We start from the raw sequence: 18017 nt of genomic DNA on the forward strand, positions 1-18017 counted from the left end.
TACGATATTCTTTCTATCATTCATTTACCCACTACTGCTTTCATTTACACAAAATTTATCAACCTGTTACGCCCATATAGTATTTCACATACTAATGGTTTTATTCGCGATTCATTGTATATCCAAATCATCTCACATTCGCTCGTCTTTAGCAAAAACCTACTTCTTTTAAATTATATGCTTAATGACGCACAATATAATTCTTATAGAATAATGTTGTCTTTTAGTTGGAACATGCAGATTTGAAAATCCCCCCCAAAATGTTTGTTTTATTCTTTCTAAGATTTCCATAGTTGAATGATAACAAGCTAACTTGGAAATAATTAAATAAACATTTAGGAAGAGGAGTTTTGATGAAAACAGCAGATCTTCATCTAAAAGAATTTATTAAATCCTATGAATTTCTACCATCATCACTTGAAGAGAAAACAAAAATATTGAAAAAAATCTATAAAAATTGTGATGATATAGTTTTTCATCCTTTTTTCTCTAAACAATCTGCTTATCTTCTTATTTTTGTAAGTGGACTATGTGACGAAGAAAAGATACATGAACATATTGTTAGACCAATACAACATACAAGCATAGTGTCCCCAGAATTACCGTTGATTATATCTCATGTAACAAATATAACAAATACAAAGATTCTGTCTAATACACTTGAAATTATTGACGAGATTGCAGATGGAAATGCCATTCTCTTTAATGATATAGAAAATAAGGCAGTTTCCTATCGTATTACGAGTTATGAAAAAAGATCAATAGAAGAGCCCCAAGCGGAATCTGTTATTATTGGGTCAAGAGAAGGATTTATTGAGTCAGTCAGTACAAACTTGTCTCTTGTTAGAAGAAAAATAAAAACTCCTTCTTTAAAAATGAGTTCTATGGTAATCGGAACATATTCTCATACTTCTATTTATATATCTTATATCGAAGGTATCGCCAGTTTACAAATTGTAGAGGATGTAAAAGAAAAGTTAAAGAAGCTTAATGTTGATGCCGTTCTTTCTAATGCTTCTATCGAAGAAGCATTAGAAGATAATTGGTCTTCTCCGTTTCCACAAGTTCAATACAGCGAACGGCCGGAAGTGGTAGCCGCTGCCCTTTTAGAGGGAAGGGTAGCTATTTTTATCGATGGTGTTCCATTTGTTTTAATGGTCCCAGTCACACTCTTTACCCTTTTGCAAACCCCTGAAGATTACACAGAAAGGTTCATAAACGGAACACTTAGTAGGTGGCTTAGATACTTTTTTCTAATGGTTGCATTACTGGCACCATCAGCTTATATAGCTATTTTGACTTTTCATCAAGAAATGATTCCTACTACACTTTTACTACGCATAGCGCAGAGTAGAGAGGAAATCCCTTTTCCTGCATTTTTAGAAGCTTTAATCATGCAAGTGATATTTGAAGTACTTCGAGAGGCTGGAATTCGTTTACCAAAACAAATGGGTTCAACGGTAAGTATAGTAGGCACTTTGGTCATTGGACAAGCAGCGATACAAGCAGGACTAGTTTCAGCGCCGATGGTTATGATTGTAGCTATCACTGGTATTTCTTCATTCTTGTTACCTCAGTATACACTAAGTATCGTACTTAGATGGATTCCGTTTCCGGTAATGTTTCTTTCTGGAATGTTGGGACTAGTGGGGCTAATGCTAGGAGTATTAATATTTACTAGCCATCTTTGTTCACTAAAATCATTCGGTCTTTCTTATTTAGCACCCTTGGCTCCAAATGATTCTTCTTTGTTAAAGGATGTATTAATAAGAGTACCTCTTAAATTTATGAAAAAAAGACCGAGTATCTATTCATCCATTAATCCTAATCGACGAAATGAAGGGAAATAAATGCGCAGAAAACATCTTAATTCTTTAAAAATATATATTACTCTTATATTAACTTCAATTATTCTCTCCGGTTGTTGGGACGTTATGGAAGTCAACGATTTAGCAATAGTAATTGCTACAGGTATTGATCAAATAGAGGATGAACAAATAGAAGTAACTTTTTTATTATATGTACCTAATCCTTCAGGGGCTGCGAGTGGAGAAGTAAGTGGCTCTAGTAAAAACTCATATTCAATTTCAATGACTGGAGATACATTTTCAGATGCTGTTATGAAGCTTGAATCTGAAGTACCTAGAGAAATCTTTTGGGGTCACTCAAATATTTTTATCTTTGGAAGTGAGCTTGCAAAAAAAGAACTTGGTAAGCAGATAGATTTTCTTGTTAGAACAGCGGAACCAAGAGAACAATCTCAAATTTATATTAGCCAAGACAAAGCTAAAATAGAAGTAAATAAGTTTGTAAGTATAAACACCGCCGAATTGTTTAGTAAACTTCCGAAGTCTCGTTATTTAAAATCGATTACATTAAAAGACATAGAGGAAATGCTTGTAAATAATTCTCAAGCTGGCCTCGTTCCTATTAGCGATACTAACAGTGTTAAAACTTCAGCAGATACAATTGACTCTTTTGCGGTCAAAGGGTCCGCTATTATCTACCAAGGAAAAATGATTTCAAGTATCTCCGGGGAAAAAGATATTGGCAGTCAATGGCTATTATTTCCGAAGACAAATACTCCCATTAACATTAATCCGGATGGGAAAAATGGTAAAGTGTCTGCAGAAACGATTAAAAAATCTACTAAAGTAACCCCATTATTAGAAGATAAAACATGGAGTATAAAAATTAAAGTAAAGACAGATTTATTGATTCTACAAAATTCCACTTCTCTTGACATATATAATCCTACTGTGATGAATCAATTGAAGAAAGAGTTTTCTAAGAAAATAAAAGCCGATATAGAAGAATTCATAAATCATATACAAAAAGATTTAAAAGCTGATGTCCTTCAATTTTATGAAGCATTTCATCGAAGCTATCCTAAAGAAACTGATGATGTAAAAGAAAACTGGGAAGAACAATTTGAAAATATAAAGGTATCCATCCAAGTGGAAGTAAAAATTAAAAATCCAGGAGTTACAAACCTAAATATCGAGAATAAGTAGAGCAGGTGTTATTGCTTTGAATGATAATGTATTGACATACAAACAATTATTTTGGTTATTTTTAAGTATGCAGGTAATTATGAATATGCTGCTTACACCCTCAGGTTCAATAATGGTAGCCCAACAAGATGCTTGGTTGTCCGCTTTAATAGCAATATTAATTTCCTTACTTACTTTGTGGACTTCTATTAAAGTGTGCACTAGATATCCAAGTATGGATTTTCATGTAATTATTGAAACTATTGCTGGGAAATGGATCGGTAGAATATTATCCATATTTTTATTAATTTCTTTTACTATTGTATTAGCAGTAATGCTTAGACAATACGGGGAATTTGTATCGGGCACAGTTTTACCAAATACTCCTATTAGTGTAATAATATTTTGTATCTTAGTCACTGCCATATATCCAACCTTTCATGGATTAGGTGTTATAGGTCGTCTAGCAGAGATTTTTGGACCCATTCTTTTGTTGGGAATTATATCTCCTATACTTCTCGGCATAGTAAATATGGATGTAAAACATCTACTACCCTTTTGGTATGACAGTGGTATTTTAGCTATTATAACCGGTTCCTTAGGACCTGCTGCTTTTTTAACAGATTGTGTATTAATATTATGGATTTTTAATCTTAGTGAATTTCATCCAAATAAAATAAAGTATTTGGTGTGGGGTATTATTACAAGTGGTTTACTATATTTATTATCTGTTACATCGATTATCGCTACGTTCGGAGTTAAAATCGCTTCTACTCATCTATATCCATTTCTAATTTTAGAAAGGTACATTTCAATCTTCGGGATGATCGAAAATTTAGATGCAATTGTGATAACGGTTTGGATATTAAGTATCTTCTTGAAAATTTGTTTATATTTATTTGTAACTAGTTATGGTTTTTCAATGTATACAGCTAAAATAAATAGACACAAAATGGTGTTTTATATAGCTGGTATAGCATTTTTTCTATCTCTACTACCAAGGAATGTTGTTGATATATCTATCGAGTTTCCCCAAGTAGTTGGAATACCATTTATTTTACCTTTTTGGGTAATTCTCCCCTTATTTCTCAGCCTAACAATTTTTATAAAAGATAAAATAAACAAGACCCAATAAGCACTTTGTTATTTTAACAGGGTTTACTCCAACCTTTACATTGTCCATGCAATTAAGTAGGATAGTGAAGATACTACTACATTGTCCCCAATCTTATCATCTGGATCAATAACTGTAGCTATTCCGCCTGTCCAAACATTGGAACTAAATTCCTTTAACTTATTTTTGCATCTTGTAAAATCCAATCTACTGCGGTTATTAAATCTGGAAAGACAGCATCCGCAATAGGGTCACTGTTGCCTAAGAAAACTCCCTTTGTGCCTGCTTTTTTTCCTGCAATAATATCTGTGTCAGTGTCACCTACCATATAGGATTTAGACAAATCGATATTATATTTTTTACCAAGGTCTACGATTAGTTTGCTATTTGGTTTCCGACATGCACAACCAGATTTTGGCTTATGAGGACAGTACACCACTTCATGAATGGTGGCACCTTCCTTTTTTAATACTGCAATCATATGATCATGGATTTTTTGCAGTTGAGATTCCTTCATAAATCCCAATCCTACTCCACCTTGATTGGTAACGACAAATATATGATCGAATACAGCATTTAATTTCTTAATGGCTTCGGGGACACCATGTAAAAAGTAAAGTTGCTCTGGCCTGTTCACAAATTTAACTCTTTCTGTTAAAACCTCATTTATAACACCGTCGCGGTCCAAGAATACAGCAGTCTTCATGTGCAACACACCTTTGTTTAAATTTTTCTACTCCCATTTAGTTATTCCCCAAACTTGCTCTGTTTATTTTATTATCCTCGGTAAATCATCGTAATGGATGTCCCCGATACATTGTAGTCTATAAAACCTAATTGCCTATAGATATAAACTGCACTCGTGTTCTCAGGGTCTACACTTAAGGATAGAGATTTATATCCATCCTCCAAAGCCTGTTTCATTATCTTTTTCATAAGTAATATCCCTATTCCTAGTTTTCTAGCTTCTTTAGTTACTGCTATTCCTAATTCGGGAGTTCTATTGTCAACATAGCCATATCCCTTATTTGATTCATCAAATAATCTATACCAAACTGCTCCTACAGCTTGGTTATTTTCATCTATTGCTATTAATGCAGTATCACCTTTTCTTCCCCATTCTTCATAATATTTTTTAATAGAGGGGGAATTTAATAGTTCTTCTTTGTTCTTAACGTTTTCGGGAATATAAATAGATTCATATAACATATCCTTCATGAATTCGAGTTCGTTTTTCTTGATACTTCTAATAATTATCAAAGTATAATCACCTCTATATCAGCCTATTGCTTACTTCTACAAATCTATAATTATCCCTGCAAGTTTTTATTTAATCTCTACAACAAATGTATAAGATACTTCCCCATTTGACCATTCCGCAAGTACTTCGAATACATACTTCCCGGCATTTTCTGGTGCTTTAATATGGTTATTACTTACTGAAACCTTTTTTTGTCTTCCATTTTCATCCCAAAGATAAACAGTTATTGTTGGTTCAGCTTCTACATTAATATGAATGGTCTCACTTTGACCGATTAGAATTGCCTTAAAGTCATCTGCAATTTGATAGGGGGAAGCTGCATCAGTTGCTATAACTTGTGTCTCCATTCCTTCATTTCTTTCCCACTTGTAATTCCCTGTTGCAATATCATATTGTTTCCCATTAACTTCTATTATTCCTGCCATGGTAGGTGGGAAATCATCTTCACTTTCTTTTTCAATTGACTCCTCCGAACAAGCTGTCATTATTAATGATAAACCTAACAAAGTGACTGCTAAAATTCTTTTCATTGGATTTCCCCCTTTATAAAAGTTAGACTATTCATACCAAATAATGTTACATATTTCTACCAAAAAAGTTGAAAACCAACATCCGCTGATTTTCAACTCTATTTTTACTTCATATATTTTTGTACTAATTCATAACAGCGTTCTTTCGTCAGCTGTGCCTGTGTAGCAACATATATAGTAGCCTCCATCGTTCCACCTTCAAAAACAGAAGACTCCTCTTTTGCCTTTTGATCTCTTTGCTTAATCCAATTCCGCTGTTCCTCTTTTAGACTACTCATTTCATTTGCAGATAGCTGTTTTTTCAATACTCCATAAATCTCATTAAGAGCATTATCCCATTTTCTGAGAATTTCAGACTTCGCTTCGTGCATCTCGGTTTGTGTACCACTGTTGTATTGATTGTTTAAATCACTTAGACTATTTTCAATGTCATTTAGCTGCTTTAAATATTTCTCTTTTGTGCTATGGAGATTTACAGTTTCTGTTTTTTCTTTAGTTACAGGTTTTTCCTTCACTACTGGCTTTTCATTCGTATTCTTATTTTCCTCTACTATATCATTGCTTTTATCTTCTTCAACAATTGTAGTTTCTTCTAATTTATTTTCTTCATCCACACTTGACTTTTCTGTTTCCGTTTCACTGCTTAGCTGATCCGTTTCTGGAGTCTGTTCTGTCTCCTCATTATTGCACCCAATCAATAAAACCATTGGTATTAAAAAAACTAGTAAATTCTTCATTGTCTCCTCCTGATGTATGTTCTTTAAAGTCGTTATTTATTAGACGTTGCACGAGGTTAAAAAGTTTGGTAATTCAACTATTTTTTTCCGCTATTTTCTTTAGTTCCATAGAACGGGAAATAATAAATTTTTCCATATATCTTTCTAAAAATAATTTATCTGCCAAAACTCCTAAAATACCTAAAGGAGATTTATACTCAAATGTATCAACCATTAATGTGCCTTCAGGTACTTCTAGAAAATCATGTGTATGAATGAATGATTGAAAAGCACCCTTTACCATAATATCTTTAAACTGATTTGGCCTTTCCATCCATACTATTTTAGCAGTAAGTCTTTGTCGAATACAGAAATGTGTAGCTTCCCAGGTAACTGTATCACCTTGCTTTAGTAAACCATACATCACTCCTCCTACTGCTCTTTCATTTGTGTGGAAGGTTGTTTTTGTATGGACTTCTACGTTCCTTGCCAAGTCAAAACAAGTTTCTTTCGGAGCATTTATGATTAGTTTATGTACAATTTTAGGCAAGTACTCACCCCTTTTTTTAAAGCCAATTATGTTCCTTAGCAGATTCTTCCGCTAACTTTATGAGGTTAGTTCTTTTGGGATTGTTAGGTTCAATCTTCTCTATTAATTGCAAGGCTGTTTCAAAGTTAAACTAAACATAGCCCGTTTTTTCAAAATCAACGGAATATGGCTCCATCTTTTTCACTTTCGCTAAAAACCATATTGTATAAGAATCTGTAGAATCCCAATACCATAAAGCAAAAGGGATTTTCTCTTCTTCTAATAAAATTCCCACTTCTTCCATAGCCTCACGTTCTAAAGCCTGGTCAATGCTTTCATTTCCTTCTAACCTTCCTCCTATTGTCGTCAAAAGTTGTTCATCTCTATCCCACGACATAAGAATATTGCCATTTTCCGTAAATGGAACACAATGAACTCCTGCAATTTTTTTATCAGTCGGCAAAGCATCTATTTTAGTTAGCAATTTCACACCCACTCTCTATCCTTTAGTCCAAAAGTAATCTACTATGGAAAATAACGAACCTAAAACAATTAGGAGCATTCCAAAACTACTTCCCGAATCTCCCGGTTTCAATACGAATGCAATTCCAAATAAAATCATCGTAATACCTAGACCTATAACCCTTGTATAAATTCTACCATTTGTTATTTTTCGATTGCTAAGTATAATAGCACCAAGTGCACATAATGTTATTCCATAGAGAGTTAGCATAATATTTCCAGCTTTTTCAAATGAATTAATTGTTACATTTATAAATAACACTCCAAAGAGTATGGATATTACACCAATAAAAGTTTTCATACAGCCTCCAAATTCCTTATTTCCCCAACGAAAAACCTTCTAGCAATCGTCCCCCAAAAGGCTCCATTGCTGCCTCAACTAAGTGAATTACCCTTTCTTTAGCACCTGTTGTATAGTATGTCTCAAATGCTTCAACAAATTGAATAGTGTAGTCTTCGTCATATGCCCTTAAAGAGCGAACAATCCATTTAGAAGTTCCTATCCAATGACGGTTGCTCCTTAAAACAAATTCACTTACAAGTTCTGCTAATGCGTTTGCGATGAATATTTCTTCTCCTCTATTTGTGCATCCTATAAAATCATCAAGTGTATCGGTAAGAAAATAACGTTTTATTTGTAAAGTTACTTCGGACCATTCTTCCGGACCTTCCTTTAGCAATTCTATGGCTTCTTCTCTTATAATTTCAATTACTCCATCATCTTTTAAGATAATTCCCTCCGACACCATCCTCGGCAGAGAAGGGCGTGCACGCTCTCGATCACTCTCAAAAAACGACTTATAGGAGCTTGTATTATGTACAAACACTTCAATTGGCCAATTGAATTCGATAAGCGATTCTCTATAAGAAGAAGGAACTGTTTCATCAAAAATCACAATATCTAAGTCTGATGTATCTGTTTCCTCTCCCCGAACGACGCTTCCTGCTAACAAAGCTCCGTTACAATTTGGAAAATATTTATGTATAAACTTTTGGGCTGCCTCAATTGGTTTATCTTTATTCATGTCTATCAACCTCCTCCTTAATAATTTCTATAGCAGGGAGGAAAACCTTTAAAATACGTAAAATCTAGTATTCTCTCAGACCACTTACTGTTAAACGACGATAAATTGATGCAAGAAAAAGGTGAGCTCGTATTGAACTCACCTTACGTGTACTAATTATTTTTTCTTTTGTTAGATGGGTTTTTATTAATTTCATTCGTTATCTTATTTTTTGAAATCTCCACAAACTCTTCTGAAAATTCCTCGTCAGGATTATTCGTGGGATTTTTATAAAGCTCGTAACTATTATGCGTTCTTACATTGATTGTCTTTTTGTTATTTTTACTCATGAATATTCACCTCCTAGAGTATAATTTGCTCTAGCTAGATGGTTTTATGCCTACTGTGTAAGTGTATATTCAAGTTCACTTACTCTCTTGTTATTCATTCTTTTGCTTTTTTATTTCTTTAGCTATTTTTCTCAAAGCTTTTTTGGACCCTCTTTCCATGTCATGCGCGAATTTCCTTTCCGCATAGCTTACAAATAATGTAGATAGGTCATATCCTTCGGGGTATAAGTCGGATGCTTTGCTCTCCAACACCATTCTTTTTACATTTTGCTTTATTACTTCATTTTTATAGAAAACGGACACATTATTCTGTTGATCCTTTTTCTCATACACGATCCCAAAATCGTCAAATTCAAGTAATTTAACTCTGTCACCTTTTTCAAAATTGTATGTTTCTACTTCCGATTCCCTATGAGTAGTTGGTTTTTTAATCTTATTTTCTCTCACACGTTCTAAATCATATGTTTTGTTTTCCATATAACTTTGTGCTTTTTTTAGAACTTTCTCTTGAATATCCATTTTTTTAGAAATCCATAGCGCATTACTTTCCCCTGATTTTCCAATGAGTAGCTTATACATTGGCTCCAATGCTTCACTATTAAACAGCATCGCCGCATTCATAAAGTCACTATGGATTTCTGAGTAGCGCTTTATCTCTCCATAGTGGGTCGTTGCGACGGTAATACAGCCCATTTGATAAAATTCTTCCAAGATTGCGATTGCTAGTGCTGCCCCTTCATTTGGTTCTGTTCCACTTCCTATCTCATCGAAAAGAAGCAATGTATTATTCGTGGAAACACGCATAATTTCTGAAATATTTTTCATATGAGATGAAAAGGTACTTAGTGAATTTTCAATACTTTGATTGTCTCCAATATCGACGAATAAATTATCGACCACTGCTATTTCCGTCCCAACGTCAGCAGCAATATGAAAACCAGACATAACAGCAAGAGTTAAAATACCAATTGTCTTCAGCACCACCGTTTTTCCTCCCGCATTTGGTCCAGTTATTATCAAACTACGATAATCCTTACCAATTTCAAAATCTAGAGGTACTATATTGCCAGGTAAAAGTGGATGCTTGCTATTTTTTAAATGGATAAACCCATGATTGTTTAACTTTGGTTCAATACCATCGATACTCTTACTAAATTTCGCTTTTGCAAAGATCATGTCATATTGAGCGATCAATTCAATATTAATATGAATTTGTCTAATTTCCTCCTGAATCATTCCAGAAATAGTAGCTAAAATTTGATACTCTTCTTTCGATTCTTCTGATTTAAGAGTAGCTAGCTCTCCGTTAAATTTAGTAATTGTTGCTGGTTCGATAAATACTGTAGATCCTTTAGAAGATGATTCAATAATCGTTCCCTGTACTTGGTTTTTATAGGAAGCTTTAATCGGGATAGTAAATCTGTCGTCTTTTTTACTGATAAAAAATTCCTGTATATATTCTTTGTTTGCGCTGCTTTTGAGAAATTTATGCAGCCGCTCTTCTATTTTTTCTTCGGTTTTTGCTATTTGATTTCTTATACGCTTTAACTCTCTACTCGCTTCAGAATCCACCATATTCCCTCTAATAGAAGCATTAATCGTTTCCTCAATAGTCGCAAACTCCATCATGGAATAAGCATAAGAGTGAAGAATAGGGGCAAAAAATTCTTTTCCTAACATGAATTTCTTAATCACCCTACACCCTCTTAAGAAATCTGATATTGCTACTAATTCAGACGGTCCTAAAATAATCCCTTTCTCAAGTTTCTCCATGAGGTGATTAATATTGGAGATACCCTTTAACGGAAGATGATTTTCTGCATCTAATAACTTTCTTGCCTCAGTTGTCTCGTTTAGTCTATTTTTCACCACTTTAATGTTTGGACTTGGAAAAAGATTATTCAATAGTTCCTTTCCTAAGCTGCTAACGCAGTAGGATTTCACCATTTCTTTAAGTTCGTTATATTGTAATTTTTCATATGTCATCTTATTCATTTTCTTACCTCCTAAAATAATTTAAAAATGCCCGCAAAGAAGTCTCCTACCACTCCATTTTAAAAATGGATAGAAAGCTCCTGCGGGCATCTGCCACGTATATAAATACATGACATACAAATCGTTTATAAAAAGAGGTAAAAAAAGAGCGCAGCAGGACAAATCCCACTACACTCTTCGCCTTAACATACCAATATGTTAAACGAATAAGGAATGCGGAAGCAGTCTTCAGGTAGGTATCTACATTGAAATACAATGTAGAACAAGGCGTACTAAAAAAGCTGGTTTATAACCAGGTTTTACACACCTTATTAAACTAATGTAAATTAGCTCATACCTACTTCAGACATACTCCACCACACCTTTTATTAGAATATTTACACTATAGCATCATTCAAAATGAGAGTCAATCGGGAATTGAACTTGGTATCGTGACGATGGGTTGAACCCGCGCCACTTTTGTTGAAACACGGTTCTCCATAATTTATTCCTCACTTCTTTCATAAACATCTTCTGCTGTATGAAAGCCATCCTCAATAACAGTGCTTTCGAGATTGTCTATATTTACTGCAATTGGTGCTAGCAAAACTGACGGCACTTCCTTCTTGCCGTTATTTACTTGTTGGTTCGCGGTTACGGGTTCTCCCTTTGCCATGGCCACTGCTATTTCTGCTACTTTCTGTGTTAGGATTTGAATAGGCTTATAAACAGTCATTGTTTGTGTTCCAATTACAATCCGTTGAACACCTGCTAAATCTGCGTCTTGGCCAGCTACTGGTATTTTACTAGCTAAGCCATGGTCCTCGAGTGCCTGAATCGCACCACCTGCTGTGGCATCATTTGCAGCAATTACTGCGTCAATCTGACCATTCGTAGTACGAATAGCCTGTTCCATATTAGCTTGTGCATTTGCAGGAGTCCAATCCTTCGTCCACTGATCATAGACAACATGGATATCTCCACGCTCAATATACGGTTGTAACACCTTGAATACGCCATCTTTTAAGAGGTGAGCATTGTTGTCTGTGATAGCTCCTCCTATAAAGACATAGTTTCCCTTTGGAACAAGCGCTGTCATAGCCTCTGCCTGCATTTTGCCAACTTGTTCATTATCAAAGGATATGTACATATCAAGCTCCGCGTTTTTGACAAGACGATCATAGGCAATGACTTGAATACCTGCAAGATGAGCTTTATGAACAATTGCCGCTGTAGCAGCCGCATTATGAGGAACAATTACTAATAGGTCAATGCCGCTTTGAATGAGTGTCTCTGCTTGTGAAATCTGTAACGCATCATCTCCGTTTGCAGCAACTATTTCAACTTCTGCTCCGAGGTTTTCTATAGCTTCTTTAAACAACTCACGGTCTTTCAACCAACGTTCCTCTAGCAATGTATCCATGGAAAATCCAATCCGAACAGGGTCGGCATTTTTGACAATCGGACTATCTTCTGGTCTAGGAGTTTTAGGTGCAGATGAGTCCGTACAGGCAAAAAGAAACATAATTACGCCTAACAGATAAACGGCAATGAATTTACTTTTCATCTGACTCCTCCTCTACACTTCAGCTTTTTTACTCCATAATGTTTTTCTATATTCCTTCGGAGATACTCCACACATTTTCTTAAAAACCTTGCTAAAGTAATTCGGCTCATGGTAGCCAATCTCAAAGGTAATTTCCTTTAAACTTTTCTCTGGATTATTCAATAATTTCTTTGCTTTTTCTATGCGACACTCCGTTAAATAATCTATATAGTTGACTCCAAGCTTTTCCTTAAACATTTTACTAATATAAATCGGGCTCAAATTCACTCGATATGCTAGCGCATCTAAAGAAATATCCTCATGTGAATGTTCTCTAATATACTGCTGTATCTGATGTATCTTATCGGCTTCTATTTGATCGTAATGTGTATTATATACAGAATTCATCTGTTCAAGCAGTAATAATGTCTCTGTTCGCAGCTGTCTATAATCATTTGCTTGAAAGGAGAAAAATAATGCACTTGTTTCCATTCCCATTTCATCCATTACACGATTTGCTACCCAAAGCAACTCAAGAATTCTCTGCTGCGTATAGATTAATGAATTCCCGACATTTTCATACTGCTGAATCACATCCAACAAACGAGTACGAATTGTCACCCAATCCCCGAGCCGGATATGATCAAAGAAATCTTTCTGCTGCTGCTTGATAATCTGATTATCTGTTTCTAAAGTAAGCGCTGGCACATCCATATAAAATCTATACTTAACTGCTAATGATGTATCCATAGTTGCAATAAGTGCATCTTGGTAAGATAGGCGGATATCGTCTAGATTTTCACACACCTGACCTATCCCCAAAAACCAATCTGTTCCCTGCTTCTCCTTATCCAAAGATAAGATTCCTTTTGCTAAAGCTATCGCTTGGGAACGAAAGCTTCTCTTTGAATCTCGAAAAATGATTAGAGGAAGCTGCCTCCCATTTAAAGCACCAACCCAAGCATCTCCGTATTCCCTAACCTTCTCTTTAATCGATAAATAATAATGTAGTGCACCTTCAGGTAAAACAACCACTACAACGAATTTTTCAAGTGAAGTGCGAATATCCAGCATTTCTACTAGCATATCAATATGAACCTCATGTACGTGGTCAAATAGTAATTGAGTGACAATGTCTGTTTCAGCCAAGGCTAGTGCCTGCTCCCACTTCTCGATTTGGATCTCGCTATTACTTGCCGCCTCTAGCTCCTGCTGACACTCATCCAGTACCTTTCCTACCGTTAAAACTATTTCACTAGCTTTACTTGGCTTCAATAAATAATCTTTCACCCCAAGTTTGATGGCCTGTCTTGCATAATCAAACATATCAAAAGCAGTTACCATTACAAATTTGGTAGTAGGATGTGAAAACTGAATAGTTTCAATGGCTTCTAACCCAGTCATCCCAGGCATCATTATGTCCATTAATACTATATTAGGCTGAAAGCTATCAGTTTTTTCAATTGCATTTTTTCCATTTTTCGCCTGTTCTATTAAAAGATTAGGAAATGCCTTTTGCAATATGGCCTTCATTCCTTCTCGCTCAATTGGTTCATCATCTACGATTAAAAGTCTCATCACTTACCTCCTCCCTAGTTTCTGGGATTTGTATGATTACCTTCGTTCCAATACCTTCTACACTTTCAATAGATACTAAATTATCTACACCGTAAAATAGCTGGAGCCTTTTAACTACATTTTGAAAACCAATACCAGTGGAGTGCCCTTCGTTGGAACCCATTTGTCCACTTAGTAACAATTCAATATTTTCCTGTGATATCCCTTTTCCACTATCTTCTATTTCAATAATAATCCAGGAACCATCTCTTAAAATTTTAAACGATATGGTACCTCCATTTTCTTCTGGCTCGATTGCATGAATGACTGCGTTTTCAATAATAGGTTGAAGTGTAAGACCAGGTATATTGACATGCAAACATGATTCATCGATAGTTTTTTTAAAATTTAAACGGTCCGTAAACCGTGCTTTTTGTATTTCCATATATTGATTGAGCACAAGTACTTCCTCATATAATGTAACCGAACGATCTATCCGCTTTAGGTTATAACGCAACAATCCCGCTACACTAACCAATAGGTCACTCGTTTCTTCTGCACCGTCCAAATAGGCCTTCTTAGACAAGGTATTCAATGTGTTAAATAGAAAATGAGGATTAATTTGACTCTGTAAACTTCTTAACTGGCTCTCCTTCAGTAGCAACTTACTTTGCTGAAGTTCATGTTCAAGCTGCGCCTTTTGTTGAATCTCCAATATTAAGTCATTAATATTAATACGCATTTCATCAAATGTTTGCGCTAAGAATGCAATTTCATCGTTAGATTCCACTTTTATTCTTTGATTGAAACGGCCCCGAGCTAACTCATTTGCAGCCTTCGTTAACTGATGAACAGGTTTTGTAATACTGAGCGAGAACCAATAGGTAGCCAAAAGCAGTACAGAAGTTACTAACAGGAGTATCCAAAAACCTAGTTTTTTTAACTCCTCGGACTGATCAATAATTTCTCGGTAAAATAGATTATAGGTCTTTAATTCTCGATCTAAGATTGTTAATGTCATTTCAGATATGTACATCGATATACGATTCGCTTCATTGAATTCATTCGTAGAACCTTCTAATTCCTGCTCCTCTGAAAATAGTATAGAACGATTTGTCGTCTCCACTAAACTATCTATTAAATGTATATAGTTTGTAACAGAAAAGGCATTTTCTTCATTGCGAAGTTTTGCTACGTCCTGTTGAACTTCCTCAATGGTTTTAATACTTTTCTCTATTTTGGCTTTATTCATTTCTGTTGGGTCCAGCAAGAAATTATTTAAATCGGTTATAATTTTCTGACTAGCAATCGTTACTTCATTCATACGTAAATAACGTTGTAGAATGGTATTTGTTTGTTCTTGTGTTTGCTGGTTGTAATAAGTCAGCATCATCCAAATAATTCCCATGATAAGTAGCATAACGGAAACGAGTAACCAAATCTTTCGTTGAATGGTGGTCAAGGCATGTCACCATCCGACACAAGCATATTTGTTTCTGTTAAATACCCATCAGAATTAAGAGGAACCGTCTTTCCTGTAATCCATTCCATGAGCCACTTCACACTTTCCTTGCCCATTTCCACTGGTTTTTGCTCTAAAATACCATCTAGCTTTCCTTGTTCTAGAAGGGCCGTCGATTCAACTCCATCATCAAACGTATAAATATGATATGGCTCCACCTGTGTTCGCCTTCCTATTTCTTGAATCATAGGACCCACATATTTTGCATTGACCGCGATAAATGCTGTGGCTCTAGGTACCTCATTCATAAGCTGTTGGGTTGTCGAAATCACTTGTTCATTAGTGTCCTTTGTCCCTCTTATAATTATGTTAATATCTGGGTATCCCTCGAGAACATCTTGTATCCCTGCTAAACGTTCTTGTTGATAATATGCTTGCACTTCATCCCCAAGAATTATCACTTCCCCAGATGTGCCCATTTCTTTAATAAGCTGATGGGCAATCATTTTTCCTGCCCAGAACTGATCGGAGCCGACGTATGTTTTACGCAAGCTTTCTTCTACTGGAACATCATTTGCAACCGTTATGACAGGAATTCCATAAAAGGCTGCTTTAATTTTTGACAGTTCTTTAAATTCCTCTGTATCTAAGCCCTGCACGATGATTCCATCGACTTTGGAATGAATGGCAATCTCCATCTTTTTTAAAAATTCTTCTTGATCATTTCCGTAACTTCCCCATACTTCAAGCTCAACATTTTCTTCCTTCGCTTGCTGCTTTGCTCCTTGTCCGACTTTATTCCAAAAAGGAGTATCCAGTTCTTGGGTGATTAATACAAGACGAATAGTATCTTCCATCTCGGAAAGGGTGGCAGGTAATTCACTTGTGGATCGAAAAGCCTTTGTTGCAGATACAATAGTTAAGTAGCTAAAAACAATGATTAGAGCTCCTAATAGAAGAACAATTTTTTTCCGCATTTACCTTCCCCTTTCCGTAGGCTTGTTTCTTCCATATTAACATCAGGAATGAAATTGACCAATCGTATTTCTAGATGCTTTCCACGCCTTTTTTTACAAAATTATCCGTTCCGCAAGTATTTCACACATGGGAGCAAATAAATATAGATTGTAAGCAAGTATTGTTTAGCTATCCGTGAGTAAACGATTACAGAGCACAAGTAAATTACTAATAAAAGCAAGTAAACTCCATAATCCCTTATATATAATACAAGGCACCCCCAAAAAGAAAGGGTGCCACAAAACATATCCTATTATATTAAGCCCGTTGCTTACGTGTCATCACATCAAAGATAACTGCCCCAGCTAATACCCCTCCGCGAATCATGTATTGATAAGAAATACCAACACCAAGTAAGTTCATCCCGCTTGATAAGGAAGCCATAACAATGGCACCAATAATAGCACCTGTTACTTTACCGACACCTCCAGCAGAAGATACCCCTCCAACATATGCTGCAGCGATAGCATCTAGCTCGAATAGTGTTCCTGCTGTTGTCGTTGCTGATTGAAGCCTAGAAGTAAATAGAATCCCAGATAATGCAGCGAGCATTCCCATCGACCCAAATACGATATATGTAATCTTTTGTACATTGATACCGCTTAAATGAGCAGCTTCTGGATTACTCCCGACTGCATAAATATGGCGACCAAGTACAGTTTTCGACGATAAGAAATGATAGATAACTACTACTACAATCATAATGATTACTGTCCAAGACAAACCGTTATACCCTGCTAAAATCCATGTAATATATCCAATAATTGCGGATATTAATACAAGCTTTGCACTGAATAATCCACTAGACATAACCTCGAAACCATAGGTCATTTTGTTACGTCTATTTGAAATTTCATTGTAAACAAATAAAAGAATCCCTATTAAACCTACTAATAATGTTAAAAGATGCAAGCCATTTATTTGCATAATAGATGGGATAAATCCATTCCCAATCGCATTAAACTGATCGTCTTTAATAATAATAGTTCCTGTCTTTTCCGTAACCTGAAGCAAAGCCCCACGGAAAATCAGCATTCCTGCAAGTGTTGCTACAAAGGATGGTATTCCAATTTTCGCTACTAATACACCATTAACCAATCCAATTAGTGCTCCAAGGATTAAAATAACTGGGATAGTAATCCATACCGATACTCCCATTTGTGTTAAAAATATCGCAGCAATGGCACCTAAAAATCCTGCTAAAAATCCAACTGACAAATCTATGTGACGTATGACAATCACTAGCGTCATCCCTACTGCCAATACAGCGATATAGCCTGCTGAATCCAATAAATTACTAATGTTTCGTGAAGACATAAATAATCCGTTCGTCATAATCGTAAACGTTAACATAATCACTATTAACGCAATATACATTCCATAATCTCGAATGTTGGCTTTGACGAGCGCTTTAGCTTCCTTAAAAAAGTTCATCGTTATCC

At 35.4% G+C, this 18017-nt stretch carries 18 protein-coding genes; 3 read left to right on the plus strand and 15 right to left on the minus strand.

Annotated elements, in window-relative coordinates:
* Nucleotides 1-353 precede the first annotated feature (353 nt).
* From ACQCPR_RS16455 to ACQCPR_RS16465, 3 genes are read left to right on the plus strand one after another with little or no spacing between them, the layout of a single operon-like run.
* Nucleotides 354-1850 carry a spore germination protein gene (locus ACQCPR_RS16455; RefSeq protein ID WP_427137569.1) on the plus strand — a complete coding sequence of 499 codons (1497 nt, stop codon included), beginning with the start codon at nt 354-356 and terminating at the stop codon, nt 1848-1850.
* Nucleotides 1851-3014: a Ger(x)C family spore germination protein gene (locus ACQCPR_RS16460; protein WP_427137570.1), complete on the plus strand. Its 1164-nt coding sequence runs from the start codon at nt 1851-1853 to the stop codon at nt 3012-3014.
* A gap of 16 nt (nt 3015-3030) precedes the next feature.
* Nucleotides 3031-4128 carry a GerAB/ArcD/ProY family transporter gene (locus ACQCPR_RS16465; RefSeq protein ID WP_427137571.1) on the plus strand — a complete coding sequence of 366 codons (1098 nt, stop codon included), beginning with the start codon at nt 3031-3033 and terminating at the stop codon, nt 4126-4128.
* A gap of 154 nt (nt 4129-4282) precedes the next feature.
* Here the strand turns inward: ACQCPR_RS16465 and ACQCPR_RS16470 are convergent, their stop codons facing one another.
* From ACQCPR_RS16470 to ACQCPR_RS16540, 15 genes are all read right to left on the minus strand, one after another.
* The gene (locus ACQCPR_RS16470; RefSeq protein WP_427137572.1) at nt 4283-4813 is read right to left on the minus strand and encodes a D-glycero-alpha-D-manno-heptose-1,7-bisphosphate 7-phosphatase; all 531 of its coding nucleotides are present in this window, start codon (nt 4811-4813) and stop codon (nt 4283-4285) included.
* A gap of 71 nt (nt 4814-4884) precedes the next feature.
* On the minus strand, nt 4885-5367 hold the full coding sequence (locus ACQCPR_RS16475) for an N-acetyltransferase family protein (protein WP_427137573.1): 483 nt from the start codon (nt 5365-5367) through the stop codon (nt 4885-4887).
* A 66-nt stretch (nt 5368-5433) separates the two neighbouring features.
* Nucleotides 5434-5898, minus strand: a complete 465-nt coding sequence (locus ACQCPR_RS16480; protein WP_427137574.1) for a hypothetical protein — start codon at nt 5896-5898, stop codon at nt 5434-5436.
* A gap of 104 nt (nt 5899-6002) precedes the next feature.
* Nucleotides 6003-6635, minus strand: a complete 633-nt coding sequence (locus ACQCPR_RS16485) for a lysozyme inhibitor LprI family protein (RefSeq protein WP_427137575.1) — start codon at nt 6633-6635, stop codon at nt 6003-6005.
* A 73-nt stretch (nt 6636-6708) separates the two neighbouring features.
* Entirely contained in the window at nt 6709-7164 is a 456-nt protein-coding gene (locus ACQCPR_RS16490) for an SRPBCC family protein (protein WP_427137576.1), read from the minus strand.
* A 130-nt stretch (nt 7165-7294) separates the two neighbouring features.
* On the minus strand, nt 7295-7627 hold the full coding sequence (locus ACQCPR_RS16495; protein WP_427137577.1) for an NUDIX hydrolase: 333 nt from the start codon (nt 7625-7627) through the stop codon (nt 7295-7297).
* A gap of 15 nt (nt 7628-7642) precedes the next feature.
* Nucleotides 7643-7966 (minus strand): hypothetical protein, encoded by a 324-nt coding sequence (locus ACQCPR_RS16500; protein WP_090569003.1) that lies wholly within the window; start codon nt 7964-7966, stop codon nt 7643-7645.
* A 16-nt stretch (nt 7967-7982) separates the two neighbouring features.
* Complete coding sequence (locus ACQCPR_RS16505; protein WP_090569001.1) at nt 7983-8690, minus strand: nucleotidyltransferase domain-containing protein; 708 nt, start codon at nt 8688-8690, stop codon at nt 7983-7985.
* Nucleotides 8691-8842: 152 nt separating this feature from the next.
* Nucleotides 8843-9019: a hypothetical protein gene (locus ACQCPR_RS16510; RefSeq protein WP_175496323.1), complete on the minus strand. Its 177-nt coding sequence runs from the start codon at nt 9017-9019 to the stop codon at nt 8843-8845.
* Nucleotides 9020-9109: 90 nt separating this feature from the next.
* Nucleotides 9110-11014, minus strand: coding sequence for an endonuclease MutS2 (locus tag ACQCPR_RS16515; protein ID WP_427137578.1), 1905 nt, complete (start codon nt 11012-11014; stop codon nt 9110-9112).
* A gap of 484 nt (nt 11015-11498) precedes the next feature.
* Nucleotides 11499-12560, minus strand: coding sequence for a D-xylose ABC transporter substrate-binding protein (xylF, locus tag ACQCPR_RS16520; protein WP_090568989.1), 1062 nt, complete (start codon nt 12558-12560; stop codon nt 11499-11501).
* Nucleotides 12561-12572: 12 nt separating this feature from the next.
* Complete coding sequence (locus ACQCPR_RS16525) at nt 12573-14120, minus strand: response regulator (RefSeq protein WP_090568987.1); 1548 nt, start codon at nt 14118-14120, stop codon at nt 12573-12575.
* A complete protein-coding gene (locus ACQCPR_RS16530) occupies nt 14095-15558 on the minus strand; it encodes a sensor histidine kinase (RefSeq protein WP_090568984.1) in 1464 nt (487 codons plus the stop codon). The genes ACQCPR_RS16525 and ACQCPR_RS16530 overlap by 26 nt, the downstream gene beginning before the upstream one ends.
* On the minus strand, nt 15555-16535 hold the full coding sequence (locus ACQCPR_RS16535) for a substrate-binding domain-containing protein (protein ID WP_427137579.1): 981 nt from the start codon (nt 16533-16535) through the stop codon (nt 15555-15557). The genes ACQCPR_RS16530 and ACQCPR_RS16535 overlap by 4 nt, the downstream gene beginning before the upstream one ends.
* A 298-nt stretch (nt 16536-16833) precedes the next feature.
* Nucleotides 16834-18009 (minus strand): sugar ABC transporter permease, encoded by a 1176-nt coding sequence (locus ACQCPR_RS16540; RefSeq protein ID WP_269922467.1) that lies wholly within the window; start codon nt 18007-18009, stop codon nt 16834-16836.
* Nucleotides 18010-18017 lie beyond the last annotated feature (8 nt).

Source organism: Psychrobacillus psychrodurans (genome assembly GCF_050209195.1).
Classification (GTDB): Bacteria; Bacillota; Bacilli; order Bacillales_A; family Planococcaceae; genus Psychrobacillus; species Psychrobacillus psychrodurans.